Source organism: Helicobacter pylori, from assembly GCF_011140715.1.
Classification (GTDB): domain Bacteria; phylum Campylobacterota; class Campylobacteria; order Campylobacterales; family Helicobacteraceae; genus Helicobacter; species Helicobacter pylori_DA.
In genome coordinates this window covers 14,244-30,228 of record NZ_SFZZ01000012.1, presented here as the reverse complement: position 1 = coordinate 30,228, position 15,985 = coordinate 14,244, and the positions used below count along the sequence as shown (strand labels likewise).

Genomic DNA, 15,985 nt, shown 5'->3' with positions numbered 1-15,985 from the left:
TGCTTGATTGAAGAGGGTTGATGCATGGAAGAGCTTAAAGAGGGGACTTTAGCGTTAATTGATACTTTTGCGTATTTGTTTAGAAGCTATTTCATGAGCGCCAAAAATAAGCCTTTAACCAATGATAAGGGCTTTCCTACAGGGCTTTTAACGGGGCTTGTGGGCATGGTTAAAAAATTTTATAAAGATAGAAAAAACATGCCTTTTATCGTGTTCGCTTTAGAAAGCCAGACTAAAACTAAAAGGGCTGAAAAATTAGGCGAATACAAAAAAAATCGCAAAGACGCCCCTAAAGAGATGCTTTTACAAATCCCTATTGCATTAGAATGGTTGCAAAAAATGGGTTTTGTTTGCGTGGAGGTGAGCGGGTTTGAAGCTGATGATGTTATCGCAAGCCTGGCCACGCTAAGCCCTTATAAAACCCGCATTTATTCTAAAGATAAGGATTTTAACCAGCTTTTGAGCGATAAAATCGCGCTTTTTGATGGCAAAACGGAGTTTTTGGCGAAGGATTGCGTGGAAAAATACGGGATTTTGCCGAGTCAATTCACGGATTATCAGGGCATTGTAGGGGATAGCAGCGATAATTACAAGGGGGTTAAAGGCATTGGGAGCAAGAACGCTAAGGAATTGTTGCAACGATTAGGGAGTTTGGAAAAAATCTATGAAAATTTAGACTTGGCGAAAAATTTACTCGGTCCTAAAATGTATCAAGCCTTGATACAAGACAAAGAGAGCGCGTTTTTAAGCAAAGAATTAGCCACTTTAGAAAGAGGATGCATTAAAGAATTTGATTTTTTAAGTTGCACTTTTCCTAGCGAAAACCCCTTATTGAAAATTAAAGACGAATTGAAAGAATATGGTTTCATTTCCACTTTAAGGGATTTAGAAAATTCCCCTACGCCCTTAATTGTAGAAAACGCGCCCACATTAAACAACGCCCCTATATTAAACAGCGTGCCTATATTAGACAATACCCCTAAAAAATCGCGCATGATCGTTTTAGAAAACACCGCGCCTTTGAGTGCGTTTTTAGAAAAATTAAAAAACCCTAACGCAAGGGTTTTTATGCGTTTGGTGTTGGATAAAGAAAAAAAAATTCTAGCCCTAGCGTTTTTATTACAAGATCAAGGCTATTTTTTACCTTTAGAAGAGGCGTTGTTTTCGCCCTTTTCTTTAGAGTTTTTGCAAAACGCTTTTTTTAAAATGTTACAGCATGCGTGCATCATTGGGCATGATTTAAAACCCTTATTAAGCTTTTTAAAAGCTAAATACCAGGTGTCTTTAGAAAACATTTGCATCCAAGACACTCAAATTTTAGCGTTTTTAAAGAATCCGGAAAAAGTGGGGTTTGATGAAGTTTTAAAGGAATATTTAAAAGAAGATTTAATTTCGCATGAAAAAATCAAAGATTTTAAGACAAAAAGTAAGGTGGAAAAATTAGAGCAATTGAGTTTGGAATTAAGCGCTTTAAAGCGTTTGTGCGAATATTTTGAAAAAGGGGGGCTAGAAGAGGGTTTGCTTACTTTAGCTAGAGACATTGAAACGCCGTTAATGAAAGTTTTAATGGGTATGGAATTTCAAGGCTTTAAGATTGATGCGCCTTATTTCAAGCGCTTAGAGCAGGAGTTTAAGAATGAATTGCATGTTTTAGAGCACCAAATTTTGGAACTAATTGGCGTGGATTTTAACCTCAACTCCCCCAAGCAACTCAGCGAGATTTTGTATGAAAAATTAGAGCTTCCTCAAAATAAAAGCCGTTCTACTGATGAAAAAAGCTTGTTAAAAATCCTAGACAAGCACCCAAGCATCGCTTTGATTTTAGAATACAGAGAATTGAATAAGCTTTTTAACACTTATACCACCCCCTTATTGCGCCTAAAAGACAAAGACGATAAAATCCATACCACTTTCATCCAAACCGGCACAGCTACCGGGCGTTTAAGCTCGCATTCGCCTAATTTGCAAAATATCCCGGTGCGATCGCCTAAAGGCTTACTCATTCGTAAAGGCTTTATTGCTAGCTCTAAAGAATATTGTTTGCTAGGGGTGGATTATTCGCAGATTGAATTGCGCTTATTAGCCCATTTTAGCCAGGATAAGGATTTAATGGAGGCGTTTTTAAAGGGGCGAGACATCCATCTAGAAACTTCTAAGGCGTTGTTTGGAGAAGATTTGGCCAAAGAAAAACGATCCATCGCTAAAAGCATTAATTTTGGGCTGGTGTATGGCATGGGGAGTAAGAAATTGAGCGAAACTTTAAACATCCCTTTAAATGAGGCTAAAAGCTACATAGAAGCGTATTTCAAACGATTCCCTAGCATCAAAGATTATTTAAACCGCATGAAAGAAGAGATTTTAAAAACTTCTAAAGCCTTTACTTTGCTTGGGCGTTATCGGGTGTTTGATTTTACCGGTGCAAATGATCACATCAAGGGCAATTATTTGCGAGAGGGCGTGAATGCGATTTTCCAAGGGAGTGCCAGCGATTTGTTGAAATTAGGCATGCTCAAAGTGAGCGAGCGTTTCAAAAATAACCCTTCGGTGAGGCTGCTTTTGCAAGTGCATGACGAATTGATTTTTGAGATTGAAGAAAAAAATGCCTTAGAGTTGCAACAAGAAATCCAACGCATCCTCAATGATGAAGTTTATCCTTTGAGGGTGCCGTTAGAAACGAGCGCATTTGTGGCTAAGCGTTGGAATGAATTAAAAGGGTAGTTTTTTAATTGAGTTTAAGAAAAAATATATTATTATTTCTCTATAAGTAATACTTAGCCATTTTAAGCTAATATTATACAAAGTGATTATCAAAAAATAAAGGGAAAAGACTGGATGTTGAAAAGAATTATCTTATTAGGGGTTTTGGGTGTTGGAGCGAGCGCTGAAGAGAGTGCGGCTTTTGTGGGAGTCAATTACCAGGTGAGCATGATACAAAATCAGACTAAAATGGTGAATGACAACGGCTTGCAAAAACCTTTGATAAAGTTCCCGCCTTATGCAGGAGCGGGTTTTGAAGTGGGCTATAAGCAATTTTTTGGTAAGAAAAAATGGTTTGGCATGCGTTATTATGGGTTTTTTGACTACGCGCACAACCGCTTTGGCGTGATGAAAAAGGGTATCCCGGTGGGCGAGAGCGGGTTTATTTACAATAGCTTTAGTTTTGGGGGGACGACTTTAACGGAGAGGGATTCCTATCAAGGGCAATACTATATCAATTTATTCACTTATGGCGTGGGGCTGGATACGCTGTGGAATTTTGTGAATAAAGAAAACATGGTTTTTGGTTTTGTGGTGGGGATTCAATTGGCCGGGGATAGTTGGGCAACGAGCATCAGTAAAGAGATCGCTAACTATGCAAAACACCACAGCAATTCCAGTTACAGCCCGGCCAATTTCCAGTTTTTATGGAAGTTTGGGGTCCGCACCCATATCGCTAAACACAATAGCCTAGAATTAGGGATTAAAGTGCCTACGATCACGCACCAGCTTTTCTCTCTTACCAACGAAAAGGGATACACCTTACAGGCTGATGTGCGCCGAGTTTATGCGTTTCAAATCAGTTACTTGAGGGATTTTTAACCCCTTTTTAGATACAATCACACCTAAACTATCCTTTAAAGGTGTGAAATGGCAGATTTAGAAAATTTAGACTGGAAAAATTTAGGTTTTAGCTACATTAAAACGGATTTTCGCTTCATCGCCACTTATAAAAATGGCTCGTGGTCGCAAGGCGGATTGGTGAGCGAAAACGTGTTACAGCTCAGCGAAGGCTCGCCGGTCTTACACTACGGGCAGGCTTGTTTTGAAGGCTTGAAGGCTTACCGCTCTCAAAAGGGGAAAGCGTTACTCTTTCGCCCTTTAGAAAACGCCAAACGCTTGCAAACTTCATGCGAAAGACTGCTCATGCCCAAAGTGAGCGAAGAGCTGTTTTTAAAAGCATGCGCTGAAGTAGTGAAAGCGAATCAAAAATGGCTCGCTCCTTATAAAAGCGGGGCGAGTTTGTATTTGCGCCCTTTTGTCATAGGCGTGGGGGATAATTTGGGGGTGAAGCCGGCCAGTGAATACCTTTTTATCGTGTTTTGTGCACCGGTGGGGGCGTATTTTAAGGGGGGTATAGAAAAAGGGGGGGCTAGGTTTATCACCACGGCGTTTGATAGGGCCGCGCCTAAAGGCACCGGTGGGGTGAAAGTAGGGGGGAATTACGCTGCAAGCCTGTTAGCCCATAAAATAGCCACAGAGCAAGGCTATGATGATTGCATTTATTTAGACCCTACCACGCACACTAAGATTGAAGAAGTGGGGGCGGCGAATTTTTTTGGCATCACGCATGATAACGCCTTTATCACCCCGTATTCGCCAAGCATTTTACCAAGCGTTACCAGAAAAAGCTTGATGGTTTTGGCTAAAGAATATTTGAATCTCAAAGTAGAAGAGAGGGAAATTTTAATGGATGAGTTGGGCGCGTTTAAAGAAGCTGGAGCGTGCGGGACAGCCGCAATCATTACACCCATTAAAGAAATCACGCACAACAACAAGTCTTATTTTTTTGAAGCACCGGGCCATATTACTAAACAACTCTATGATTTGCTTTTATCCATCCAACAAGGCGAACAAGAAGCCCCTAAAGATTGGATTTTTGAAGTTGGCTAAAACCAATCAAAAAAAGGCTTTTTAAGAGCTTTTTAGCTTTTTTTAATGGAGTGTTGGCAATAAAAAAGCTTGATTTTTAAATATTAGAATTTATAGCTGTATGCCGCATAAAATAAGGGCGAAGTCTCAAAGCGTTTGGAGCTAGAAAGCAATCTGGCGGTGGGTAAGATTTTAAACCCTAATTCAATGCGGTGTCTTAAAAAAAGCGTGAGCATAACCCCTCCATTAATCGCTAATCCCCCTGAAACCACCGAATGTTTAAAAAACTTGAAATTTTGCTTGTCCGTATAAACGACTAAAGCCCCCCTAGCTCCCCCAAACGCCCCTAAATAATGCTTATAACTCCCTAAAGGGAATTCCATAATCACATCCAAACCCACCGCAAGCATGGTAAAAAAAGAGTTTGTAGGATCTTTATGGCTTTGGTAATTCACTTTTCCTGACCCAAGATCCCATGCAAAAACCCCCCTAATCCCGATATATTTTTTAAAAAAACTTTGCACGCCGGTTTTTAAATTGAGCGTTGCAATCCAATCTTTCATTTCCTTGCCTTGATAGTCCTTAATGGCCTCTACAGCGCCAAACCCTCCTAAAAAATACCATCCGCTTTTTTTGCGCGTGAGCTTTTGGCGGTTAATGATGCTTCTATAGAGCTTTTCATGGGCTTCTTGGTAATTTTTTTTGGGGGTTTTATCGTGCAAAATAGGCATTGCATCAAGGGGCGAGACAGCAAAACCCCCCATTAAGAAAACACCAAAAAAAATGATTTTTTTAAACATTTTAAAAATAATCAATCCTTTATTAAACAGAGTATTGTTTAACCTTTTGTTTTATCATTGTGTTAAAATAGCCGTTTTAACAAACAAAATTTTGTTAATAGATTTTACCTAATCTGAGAGAGAATATATTTTAATGAAGACAGAGAAACAAAAATTTTTAGAGATGCGTAAAGATGGGGCGAACTCTGTGCTGATTTTAAGAGGGGATTGGGATTTTAAAACGAGCGTGTTTCGTTTAGATGAGTTGAAAAAAAATTTATTAGATCATCAAGGGCCTTTAAAAATGGATTTTTCAGGGTGCCAAAAAGTGGATTTTGTTTTTGGCATGTTTTTATTTGATTTAGTTAAGGAGCGTTCTTTAAACATTGAATTGTGTAACGTGAGCGAGAATAACGCATGCGCTTTGAAAGTGGTTAAAGACTGGCTTAAAAAAGAAGAGGATTTAGAATCTAAAAAAGCGGGCAAAAAATACGAACTCATGATCACTAAATTGGGTAAGAGTATCGTAGAGACTTATAACACCTTTTTAAACGCGTTCAATTTTTGCGGCATGATTTTATTTTACTTCATTAAAAGCGTTTTCAACCCCAAACGCTTTTGTATCACTCCTTTGCTCTATCATATCAATGAATCCGGGTTTAAGGTTTTGCCAGTGAGTATTTTAACGGTGTTTATCGTGGGGTTTGCCGTTGCTTTACAAGGGGCTTTGCAATTGCAAGACATGGGCGCGCCTTTAATGTCGGTAGAAATGACGGCTAAACTCGCTTTAAGAGAGATTGGCCCTTTTATTTTAACCCTTGTGGTTGCTGGGAGGAGCGCAAGCAGTTTTACTGCGCAAATTGGGGTGATGAAGATCACTGAAGAATTAGATGCAATGAAAACCATGGGCTTTAACCCTTTTGAATTTTTAGTATTGCCTAGGGTGTTAGCCTTAGTGATTGTTTTGCCCTTATTGGTGTTTATTGCCGATGCGTTCGCCATTCTTGGGGGCATGTTTGCGATTAAATACCAATTGGATTTAGGCTTTCCAAGCTATATAGACAGACTGCATGACACAGTGGGCTGGAATCATTTTTTGGTAGGGATTGTCAAAGCCCCTTTTTGGGGGTTTGCGATTGCGATGGTAGGGTGCATGCGCGGGTTTGAAGTCAAGGGGGATACCGAGAGCATTGGGCGCTTGACCACTATTAGTGTCGTGAACGCTTTGTTTTGGATCATTTTCTTAGACGCTGTTTTTTCTATTGTCTTTTCTAAGTTGAATGTATAATGAACGCTATTAACAATCAAGTCTTAATTGAAGTGAAGGATCTCCATAGCGCTTTTGGGAGCACCATTATCCATAGGGGCGTGAGTTTTAGCGTGCATAAGGGCGAAGTGATGGCGATTTTAGGGGGTTCAGGGAGCGGTAAAAGCACGCTTTTAAGGTGCATGATCTTGCTCAATCGCCCTACAAAGGGGGAAGTGTTGCTTTTTGGGGAAGATATATGGAAACTCAAAGAAAGAGAGCAGCAAAAGATTTTTAACCGCTGTGGGATTTGCTTCCAGTTTGGTGCGCTCTATAGCTCTCTAACCGTTTTAGAAAATGTGGGCGTGATGCTAGAGCAATACGGCGCTTATTCTAAAAAAATTGTTGAAGAAATTTCTAAAATGTGGATTGAAAAAGTGGGTTTGCCCCCTAGGGCTTACCACCTTTACCCCTATGAATTGAGTGGGGGGATGAAAAAGCGCGTGGGTATAGCTAGGGCTATGGCGACTAATCCGGAGATCTTATTTTTAGATGAGCCAACAAGCGGGCTAGATCCTTATAGCGCGGGCAAATTTGACGAACTCATCATGACACTCAAAGAGAGCTTACAGCTTACGGTGGTGATGATCACGCATGATTTAGACTCCGTGCATGATTGCGTGGATCGATTTATCATGCTCAAAGATGGGCTATTAGAATTTAATGGGGATTTAAAAGATTTTATTAAAAAGGCTCAAACTCAAGGGCTAGATGAAGGCAATTTATTCAATTCAACACGAGGAGAGAAATTTTGGAAAGGCATGTGAATTACACTTTAATCGGCGGGCTCTTCTTTTTATGCTTAGTGTGCATGGTAGGCTTTATTTTATGGCTAGGCCATTTGGGATTAGATGACGGAAAGTATTATGAATATGTGGTCTATACGGACAAAGACTTGGGAGGCATTGCGACCAACTCGCCCATTAATTACAAAGGGATTCAAGTGGGTAATGTCATCAAGGTGGGTTTTGCAAAGGATAAAGTGGGGGTGGTCCGTTTGGATTTGATGATCAAATCCAGCGTTAAGATCCGTAAAGACTCCAAAGTGGCGGTTTCTTCTAGAGGGTTTATGGGTTTAAAATTTTTAGCCTTAGAGCAAAGCCACAATGAAGAATTTTATGGTAGCGGCGATAAAGGGGAGCGGATTTTAATCTTTAAAGAAGGGCTTATGGATCGCTTGAGCGGTGATGCTAATCAAGTGGTGCAAGAAGTGATGAAAGCGATTAGGAATGTGAATAGGATTTTAGACGATGAAAATGTGGAAAAATTCAAGCACATTCTCGCCTCAGTAGATGATCTCATCGCTAACTTGGATTCAAGAAAGACTCAATTTGATTCCTTGATTAACAACGCTAACAACCTTGTTTCTAATGTCAATAATGTGGCTTTAGATGTGGATAAACGCGTCAAACAGGGGCAATATGACTTTAAGGCGATGTTCACTCCTTTAATCATGCAAGCGCAGTTGAGCTTAAGAAACATTGATAATTTTGTGGAAAAAGGCTCTGCTTTGATAGATAAATTTGATGCTAACCCCTATAAAACGATTTTTGGAGAAAGGAAATAACCATGAGAGCTACGGCGATAAAAATCTTTTCATTCTCATCAGCGTTCGCCCTATTGCTTCAGGGTTGTTTGAGCATTAATTTAAAACAAATGCTGCCAGAAATCAGAACTTATGATTTGAATGCGAGTTCTTTTGAAATGACGCAATGCCCTAAACCTTTGACTGAAGTAAGGCTCATTAGCATTTTGAGCGCGGATTTATTCAACACTAAAGAGATCGTGTTTAAAGCGCAAGACGGGCAGATCACGCATGGGAAACACCAAAAATGGATAGACTTGCCTCGCAACATGTTAAAAACCATGTTCATGCAAGAAGCGCAAAAAGCATGCTTAGGCGTGGCTTTGCCCCCTTATGGTGCGGGCGTGCCAACTTATGCGGTTCGTTTTACGATTTTATCGTTTTCTCTTTTAGAAAAAGAAAATTCTACCTATAGGGCGGAATTCGCACTAGGCTATGATATTAGCGTGAAAGGCGATTCGCATTCTGGAGTGATCATTAAGCATGAAAATATTTCTAGCTTGGAAAATAAAACGACTAAAACGAGTAAAAATGGCAATCAAGATTTTCAAGAAAGCGCGATACAATCCCTCCAACATGTCAGCATGCAAGCGATGCAAGAAGCGATTTCTTTGATTAAAAAAGCCATTGAAGCGCAAAGCGTAAGCCCATTAAAAAAATAAGGAGGAATTGTTTGAATTTACGATTGGCTGGAGCAAGCGTTTTAACGGCTTGTGTCTTTTCGGGGTGTTTTTTTTTAAAAATGTTTGATAAAAAACTTTCTAGTAACGATTGGCATATCCAAAAAGTGGAAATGAACCATCAAGTCTATGACATTGAAACCATGCTCGCTGATAGCGCTTTTAGAGAGCATGAAGAAGAGCAAGATTCCTCTCTAAATACCGCTTTGCCTGAAGATAAAACAGCGATTGAAGCCAAAGAGCAAGAGCAAAAAGAAAAAAGAAAACGCTGGTATGAGCTTTTTAAAAAGAAACCAAAGCCCAAAAGCTCTATGGGAGAGTTTGTGTTTGATCAAAAAGAAAATCGTATTTATGGCAAAGGCTATTGCAACCGGTATTTTGCCAGCTATGTATGGCAGGGCGATAGGCACATTGGGATTGAAGATAGCGGGATTTCAAGAAAAGTGTGTAAAGATGAGCATTTAATGGCGTTTGAATTGGAATTTATGGAGAATTTTAAGGGTAATTTTACGGTAACTAAGGGTAAGGACACGCTCATTTTAGACAACCAAAAAATGAAAATTTATTTGAAAACGCCTTGAGTGGGTTTTTGATTTCAAAACGATCTAAGATCACTAAATTAGGGATTAAAAAGAAATTTTTAAGTGCTTTTTAAGGGATTATCGCTTGCTTTTGGCTTTTTGATTATTGATCGCAAAAGATGCTTTGAGCGTTTTTAGATTTAGCACCAAAAGCCCCCTAAAAGGACTTTTTGAAATCAAAAAGAGGGTTTAGGGGTTTTGTCCGTCATTACAGGGAGTTCTGGATAGATTATCTTAGGTTTTTTACCCTTTAAGGCTTCAAAGAAGGTTTCAATCTTTTTCGCTTCTGCATCGCTGATTTCAATGCCTAACTGGATAGAGTCCATTTCTTTAATCGCATCTTTGACATCCCAAAACTGCCCGTTATGGAAATAAGGCATCGTTTCGGTGATATTCCTTAAAGTAGGCACTTTCACAAGCCCGTTTTTATCGCCTTTGAAATCGCCCACATTAGCGAATTTATAAGGTTTGACCACCCCAAAAGGCTGCATCGTTCCCCCAAGATTAATGCCGTTATGGCAAGCCACACAGCCTTTAGAAATGAATAAATCCAGCCCTTCTTTTTCGGCTTTACTGAGCGCTTTAGGATTGCCTCTTAAAAAATCATCATAACGGCTTGGGGTGATAAGCGTGGCTTCAAACATAGCGATACTGTCTGCGATCAATTTAAAATCAATTTTGACTTTAGTGCCATAAGCTTTTCTAAAGAGTTTGACATAGCCTGGCATGGAATTGATTTTTTCTACCACCACTTTAGGATCAGCCCCCATTTCAAAAGAAGACTGGATGGGCCCTTGCGCTTGCTCGTTTAAATGCGTAACCCTACCATCCCAAAACTGCACATCGTTAAACACGGAGTTATACACCGTTGGGGAGCTTAAAAGGTGGGGGTTTTTCTTCCATTGAGAGCCTATGGCACTTGGGATTAGATCCACCCCGCCTAAGCCCAGATTATGGCATGTGTTGCAAGACACGAGATAGGAAGTGGAAATCCTAGGGTCAAAATAGAGCATTTTGCCCAATTCCACTTGAGCGGAGGTCATGATTTCGCTGTTTTTAGCGCCAATGCCCACATCTCTGGTTTTTTTGATCTGGTATTCTTTGAGCGCTTTGCCCATAGGCATGGGTTCTAATTGGCTTTCCTTCGCTTTTTTAATCAAATCCATATCGCTTAAAGCATAAACGCAAGAAAAAGCCAAGCAAACGCCCAATAAAATGGATTTTTTCATGATGAACTCCTAAAATAGTATTAAAAATAAGACAAAACTTTCTTATTATAACCACCATTTTAAAATAATTCACCACTAAACGATCCGATAAAGAGTTTTTTAAAGAGCGATAGGTATAATGGCGTTAAATCCAAATAGGGGTTAGACAATGAAAGAGAATAAAGCTTTTACGCATTTGCACTTGCACACAGAATATTCGCTTTTGGACGGGGCGAACAAGATTAAAATCTTAGCCAAGCGCATTAAAGAATTGGGCATGAAAAGCGTGAGCGTAACCGACCATGGGAACATGTTTGGAGCGATTGATTTTTACACGAGCATGAAAAAAGAAGGCATCAAGCCTATCATCGGCATGGAAGCGTATATCCATAACGATGACAACCTCTCCAGCAAAGAAACCAAGCAGCGTTTCCATTTGTGCCTGTTCGCTAAAAACCAAGAGGGCTATGAAAACTTGATGTTTTTAAGCTCTATGGCGTATTTAGAAGGGTTTTATTATTTCCCGCGCATCAATAAAAAGCTTCTAAGGGAGCATTCTAAGGGCATTATCGCTTCTAGCGCGTGCTTGCAAGGGGAAGTCAATTACCATTTGAATACTAACAATGAGAGAAACCGCAAGTATGGGGCTAAAGGCTATGATGAAGCCAAAAGAATCGCTTGCGAATACCAGGAGATTTTTGAAGACGATTTTTATTTAGAAATCATGCGTCATGGCATTTTAGATCAGCGATTCATTGATGAACAAGTCATTAAAATGTCCTTAGAGACAGGGTTAAAAATCATTGCCACCAACGACACCCACTACACCATGCCCAATGACGCTAAGGCTCAAGAAGTAGCGATGTGTGTAGCGATGGGTAAAACCCTAAACGATAAGGGGCGCTTGAAACACTCCGTGCATGAGTTTTACATTAAATCCCCTGAAGAAATGGCGAAGCTGTTTGCAGATATTCCAGAAGCTTTAGAAAACACCCAAGAAATCGCTGATAAATGCGTTTTAGAGATTGATTTAAAAGACGATAAAAAGAACCCCCCAACCCCCCCAAGCTTCAAATTCACTAAAGCTTACGCTAAAGAAGAGGGGCTGGATTTTGAAGATGACGCTTCTTATTTCGCCCATAAGGCTAGAGAAGGCTTGAAAGAGCGCTTAATCTTAGTGCCTAAAGAAAAACATGATCAATATAAAGAGCGGCTAGAAAAAGAAATTGAAGTCATCACGAACATGAAATTCCCAGGGTATATGCTGATCGTGTGGGATTTTATCCGTTACGCTAAAGAAATGGGCATTCCTGTGGGGCCTGGTAGGGGGAGTGCGGCCGGGAGTTTGGTGGCTTTTGCTTTAAAAATCACGGATATTGACCCCTTGAAATACGATTTGCTCTTTGAAAGGTTTTTAAACCCTGAACGAGTCAGCATGCCTGATATTGATACGGATTTTTGCCAGCGCCGGCGTAAGGAAATCATAGAGTACATGATTGAAAAATACGGCAAATACAATGTGGCTCAAGTCATCACCTTTAATAAGATGTTGGCTAAAGGCGTGATCAGAGATGTCGCAAGGGTTTTGGACATGCCTTATAAAGAAGCGGACGATTTTGCCAAGCTCATTCCTAACCGCTTAGGCATCACGCTCAAGGGCTATGAAAAAAATGGCGAGTTCATAGAGGGAGCGTGGGAATTAGAGCCTAAAATTAAGGAATTAGTAGAGAGTAATGAATTAGCCAAACAAGTGTGGGAGTATTCGCTCAATTTAGAGAATTTGAATCGCAACGCAGGCGTGCATGCCGCAGCCTTAGTGGTGGATAGCCAAAAAGAATTGTGGCACAAAACCCCTTTGTTTGCCTCTGAAAAAACCGGCGGTATCGTTACGCAATATTCCATGAAGTATTTAGAGCCGGTGGATTTGATTAAGTTTGACTTCTTGGGGCTTAAAACCTTGACCGTGATTGATGATGCGCTTAAAATCATTAAAACGCAGCATAAAATTAGCGTGGATTTTTTATCGTTGGATATGGACGATCCGAAAGTGTATAAAACGATCCAAAGCGGGGATACGGTGGGGATATTCCAGATTGAATCCGGAATGTTTCAAGGGCTTAACAAACGCTTAAGGCCTTCAAGCTTTGAAGACATTATCGCCATTATCGCGCTAGGGAGACCGGGCCCCATGGAATCAGGCATGGTAGATGATTTTGTGAACAGAAAGCATGGCATTATGCCTATCACTTATGCGTTTAAAGAATTAGAGCCGATTTTAAAGCCCACTTACGGCACGATTGTCTATCAAGAGCAAGTGATGCAAATCGTGCAAACTATTGGCGGTTTTAGTTTGGGTGAAGCGGATCTCATCCGTCGCGCTATGGGGAAAAAAGACGCTCAGATTATGGCGGACAATAAGGCTAAGTTTGTAGAAGGCGCTAAAAATTTAGGGCATGATGGCCAAAAAGCGGCTAATTTGTGGGATTTGATCGTTAAATTTGCCGGCTATGGTTTCAACAAATCGCATTCGGCCGCTTATGCGATGATCACTTTCCAAACGGCGTATTTAAAGACTTATTACAAGCATGAGTTCATGGCAGCGATGCTCACTAGCGAATCCAATAAGATTGAATCCGTGGCGCGCTATATTGATGAGGTCAGGGCTTTAGAAATTGAAGTGATGCCCCCACACATCAATTCTTCTATGCAAGATTTCAGCGTGGCGGAGTTTAAAAACCAAAAGGGCGAGTTAGAAAAGAAAATCGTGTTTGGTTTAGGAGCGATTAAAGGGGTTGGGGGTGAGCCGATTAAAAACATCATTGAAGAAAGGGCTAAAGGGGATTATAAGAGTTTGGAAGATTTTATTTCACGGGTGGATTTTTCTAAACTCACTAAAAAATCTTTAGAGCCATTAGTGAAATCAGGGAGCTTGGACAATTTAGGCTACACTAGAAAAACCATGCTCGCTAACTTGGATCTGATCTGCGATGCCGGGCGCGCTAAAGACAAGGCTAATGAAATGATGCAAGGGGGTAATTCTCTTTTTGGAGCCATGGAGGGCGGAACCAAAGAGCAGGTTATTTTAGATATGGTTGATTTGGGCGAACATGACGCTAAAACGCTTTTAGAATGTGAGTATGAAACTTTAGGAATCCATGTTTCAGGCAACCCTTTAGACGAGTTTAAAGAAGAAATTAAGGGCTTTAAAAATTTAGTCAAAAGCATTGATATTGAAGAGTTGGAGATTGGCTCGCAGGCTTATTTGCTCGGTAAAATCATGGAAGTTAAAAAGAAAATTGGCAAACGAAGCGGTAAGCCTTATGGCACAGCGGATATTTTGGATCGATACGGCAAGTTTGAACTCATGCTGTTTGAAAAGCAATTAAACGCCTTAGAAGAGTTGGATATTAATAAGCCTTTAGTGTTTAAATGCAAGATTGAAGAGCAAGAAGAGGTGGCGCGATTAAGGCTTTTTGAAATCTTGGATTTAGAGAGCGCTAGGGAGGTTAAAATCCCTAAAGCCCGCTATAAAGACCCTGACAAGCAAAAAGAAGATGTGCGCGAAATCCCCCCCTTTGAAATGCTTGCCTCTAGTTCTTGCTCTTTAGCGATCGTGTTAGAAAACGATGTGAAAAAAGAGTTTTTAAGACAAATCAAAGAGAGCGCTCTAAAACACCAGGGTAAACGCCCCTTGTATTTGATCATCAAAGATAAAGATAAGCAATTCAAAATCCAAAGCGATTTAATGGTAAATGAAAAGATTAAGGACGATTTTAAAGGGTTAGAGTGGAGGGATTTAGCTTGAGGATCAACCAGTTTTTAGCCCATTATACCAAGTGCTCAAGAAGAGAGGCTGAAAAATTGGTTTTAGAAGGGCGGGTGAAAATCAACCATGAGCATGCCAAACTCGCTAGCGTGGTTAAAGAAAACGACAAGGTGTTTTTAGACAAACGACTCATCAAGCCCTTAAAAAACAAAAAATTCAGCGTGCTAATCTATCACAAGCCAAAGGGCGAACTAGTGAGCAAAAACGATCCCTTAAAACGGCGCGTGATTTATGAAAGCTTGGAGAAAAAATACGCCCATTTTGCGCCGGTGGGGCGTTTGGATTTTGCGAGCGAGGGGGTGCTACTCTTAAGCGATAGTAAAGCAGTGGTGAGCGCTTTAATGCATGCGAATTTAGAAAAAGAGTATCTTGTTAAAATTCAAGGCTTTGTTACAAGAGAGATGGAGCGCGCGATGCAAGAGGGCTTGAAATTAGAAAACGCCACTAAGGGAGCGCACCAAAAAACCCCCATTAAAAGCATGGAATTTGCCCCCTTTATTGGTTATGAAATCATCAAAAACCATGCCAAATATTCTAAGCTTAGAGTCATCATCAATGAGGGGAAAAACAGAGAACTGAGGCGTTTTTTTGCGTTTTTTAACGCTGGGGTGTTGGATTTAAGGCGCGTTCGTTATGGTTTTGTGAATTTGAATGCCTTGCCGGTAGGGAAAATGCGTTTTCTAAACCGCCAAGAATACAATGAGTTGCATGCGTTTATGGCTAATAGGGCTAATACTAAAGGGGATTAGCGCTTGAGTTATGCTATACTTCGGCGGTCGGGGGAAATAAAAAATAAGGATTATCATGTTAGAAGTGATTAACGGGAAGAATTACGCAGAAAAAACCGCTCATCAAGCAGTAGTGGTTAATGTGGGGGCGAATTGGTGCCCGGATTGCAGGAAGATTGAGCCGATTATGGAAAATTTAGCCAAAACTTACAAAGGCAAGGTGGAATTTTTTAAGGTTTCTTTTGATGAGAGCCAGGATCTCAAAGAGAGCTTAGGCATCCGCAAGATCCCTACTTTGATTTTTTACAAAAACGCCAAAGAAGTGGGTGAAAGGCTTGTAGAACCTAGCTCTCAAAAACCGATTGAAGACGCTCTAAAAGCGTTATTGTAAAGGGCATCATAAAGGGCGTTATCAAAGAGCCTTATTGTAAAAATAAGAGTTTAAAAATCTTTTAACTCTTTTTTTATTTAGTCTTTTTTTCTATAGTCCCTTTTTTTAGCCCCCTTTTTGATAGGGGGCTAACTTCAAATAGCTTTTATGTTATTTCTTTATCTCAAAAAATCGTTTTTTATCGTTTTTAAATCAGCATGTTTGTTAAAAAAGTTCCTTTAATTAAGCTAAAAATGAGCGAATTTGTGGTATTAATGCTTGCAGTGTGAAAT

Annotated in this window: 13 protein-coding genes; 11 read left to right on the top strand and 2 right to left on the bottom strand. The window is 40.2% G+C overall.

The window, feature by feature from the left end; all coding sequences use genetic code 11:
• Window positions 1-24 precede the first annotated feature (24 nt).
• The 3 genes from polA to ilvE all read left to right on the top strand — a co-directional run bounded on the left by polA (window position 25) and on the right by ilvE (window position 4,650).
• Entirely contained in the window at window positions 25-2,718 is a 2,694-nt protein-coding gene (polA, locus tag EWZ81_RS01280; protein ID WP_165548760.1) for a DNA polymerase I, read from the top strand.
• Between the two features lie 114 nt (window positions 2,719-2,832).
• The gene (locus EWZ81_RS01275) at window positions 2,833-3,579 is read left to right on the top strand and encodes an outer membrane protein (protein WP_165548759.1); all 747 of its coding nucleotides are present in this window, start codon (window positions 2,833-2,835) and stop codon (window positions 3,577-3,579) included.
• Window positions 3,580-3,627: 48 nt separating this feature from the next.
• Complete coding sequence (ilvE, locus tag EWZ81_RS01270; RefSeq protein ID WP_165548758.1) at window positions 3,628-4,650, top strand: branched-chain-amino-acid transaminase; 1,023 nt, start codon at window positions 3,628-3,630, stop codon at window positions 4,648-4,650.
• Window positions 4,651-4,733: 83 nt separating this feature from the next.
• Here ilvE and EWZ81_RS01265 read toward each other — a convergent pair whose 3' ends face one another.
• On the bottom strand, window positions 4,734-5,429 hold the full coding sequence (locus EWZ81_RS01265; RefSeq protein ID WP_053577703.1) for an outer membrane protein: 696 nt from the start codon (window positions 5,427-5,429) through the stop codon (window positions 4,734-4,736).
• A 133-nt stretch (window positions 5,430-5,562) separates the two neighbouring features.
• Here EWZ81_RS01265 and EWZ81_RS01260 point away from each other — a divergent pair, with 133 nt between their 5' ends.
• The 5 genes from EWZ81_RS01260 to EWZ81_RS01240 are packed head-to-tail and all read left to right on the top strand — an operon-like array spanning window position 5,563 to window position 9,560.
• The gene (locus EWZ81_RS01260; protein ID WP_165548757.1) at window positions 5,563-6,696 is read left to right on the top strand and encodes an ABC transporter permease; all 1,134 of its coding nucleotides are present in this window, start codon (window positions 5,563-5,565) and stop codon (window positions 6,694-6,696) included.
• On the top strand, window positions 6,696-7,481 hold the full coding sequence (locus tag EWZ81_RS01255) for an ABC transporter ATP-binding protein (RefSeq protein WP_000991536.1): 786 nt from the start codon (window positions 6,696-6,698) through the stop codon (window positions 7,479-7,481). The genes EWZ81_RS01260 and EWZ81_RS01255 overlap by 1 nt, the downstream gene beginning before the upstream one ends.
• Window positions 7,466-8,281, top strand: a complete 816-nt coding sequence (locus tag EWZ81_RS01250; protein WP_000439506.1) for an MlaD family protein — start codon at window positions 7,466-7,468, stop codon at window positions 8,279-8,281. Before EWZ81_RS01255 ends, EWZ81_RS01250 begins: the two co-directional genes overlap by 16 nt.
• A 2-nt stretch (window positions 8,282-8,283) precedes the next feature.
• Window positions 8,284-8,961 carry a hypothetical protein gene (locus EWZ81_RS01245; protein ID WP_165548756.1) on the top strand — a complete coding sequence of 226 codons (678 nt, stop codon included), beginning with the start codon at window positions 8,284-8,286 and terminating at the stop codon, window positions 8,959-8,961.
• Window positions 8,962-8,972: 11 nt separating this feature from the next.
• Entirely contained in the window at window positions 8,973-9,560 is a 588-nt protein-coding gene (locus EWZ81_RS01240; RefSeq protein ID WP_001053529.1) for an META domain-containing protein, read from the top strand.
• 176 nt (window positions 9,561-9,736) lie between these two features.
• Here the strand turns inward: EWZ81_RS01240 and EWZ81_RS01235 are convergent, their stop codons facing one another.
• Window positions 9,737-10,789 (bottom strand): cytochrome-c peroxidase, encoded by a 1,053-nt coding sequence (locus EWZ81_RS01235; protein WP_165548755.1) that lies wholly within the window; start codon window positions 10,787-10,789, stop codon window positions 9,737-9,739.
• Window positions 10,790-10,937: 148 nt separating this feature from the next.
• Here EWZ81_RS01235 and dnaE point away from each other — a divergent pair, with 148 nt between their 5' ends.
• Genes dnaE through EWZ81_RS01220 form a run of 3 tightly spaced genes read left to right on the top strand, consistent with a single transcriptional unit; the run spans window position 10,938 to window position 15,713 of the window.
• Complete coding sequence (dnaE, locus tag EWZ81_RS01230; protein ID WP_165548754.1) at window positions 10,938-14,573, top strand: DNA polymerase III subunit alpha; 3,636 nt, start codon at window positions 10,938-10,940, stop codon at window positions 14,571-14,573.
• The gene (locus EWZ81_RS01225) at window positions 14,555-15,343 is read left to right on the top strand and encodes a pseudouridine synthase (protein WP_165548753.1); all 789 of its coding nucleotides are present in this window, start codon (window positions 14,555-14,557) and stop codon (window positions 15,341-15,343) included. The genes dnaE and EWZ81_RS01225 overlap by 19 nt, the downstream gene beginning before the upstream one ends.
• 55 nt (window positions 15,344-15,398) lie before the next feature.
• Window positions 15,399-15,713 (top strand): thioredoxin family protein, encoded by a 315-nt coding sequence (locus EWZ81_RS01220; RefSeq protein WP_000895149.1) that lies wholly within the window; start codon window positions 15,399-15,401, stop codon window positions 15,711-15,713.
• Window positions 15,714-15,985: the final 272 nt, after the last annotated feature.

What these genes read in the sequence shown, in the direction of transcription:
- polA (WP_165548760.1), top strand. Translation starts at nt 25, where the DNA reads ATGGAAGAGCTTAAAGAGGGGACTTTAGCGTTAATTGATACTTTTGCG.
- EWZ81_RS01275 (WP_165548759.1), top strand. Translation starts at nt 2,833, where the DNA reads ATGTTGAAAAGAATTATCTTATTAGGGGTTTTGGGTGTTGGAGCGAGC.
- ilvE (WP_165548758.1), top strand. Translation starts at nt 3,628, where the DNA reads ATGGCAGATTTAGAAAATTTAGACTGGAAAAATTTAGGTTTTAGCTAC.
- EWZ81_RS01265 (WP_053577703.1), bottom strand. Translation starts at nt 5,429, where the DNA reads ATGTTTAAAAAAATCATTTTTTTTGGTGTTTTCTTAATGGGGGGTTTT.
- EWZ81_RS01260 (WP_165548757.1), top strand. Translation starts at nt 5,563, where the DNA reads ATGAAGACAGAGAAACAAAAATTTTTAGAGATGCGTAAAGATGGGGCG.
- EWZ81_RS01255 (WP_000991536.1), top strand. Translation starts at nt 6,696, where the DNA reads ATGAACGCTATTAACAATCAAGTCTTAATTGAAGTGAAGGATCTCCAT.
- EWZ81_RS01245 (WP_165548756.1), top strand. Translation starts at nt 8,284, where the DNA reads ATGAGAGCTACGGCGATAAAAATCTTTTCATTCTCATCAGCGTTCGCC.
- EWZ81_RS01235 (WP_165548755.1), bottom strand. Translation starts at nt 10,789, where the DNA reads ATGAAAAAATCCATTTTATTGGGCGTTTGCTTGGCTTTTTCTTGCGTT.
- dnaE (WP_165548754.1), top strand. Translation starts at nt 10,938, where the DNA reads ATGAAAGAGAATAAAGCTTTTACGCATTTGCACTTGCACACAGAATAT.
- EWZ81_RS01220 (WP_000895149.1), top strand. Translation starts at nt 15,399, where the DNA reads ATGTTAGAAGTGATTAACGGGAAGAATTACGCAGAAAAAACCGCTCAT.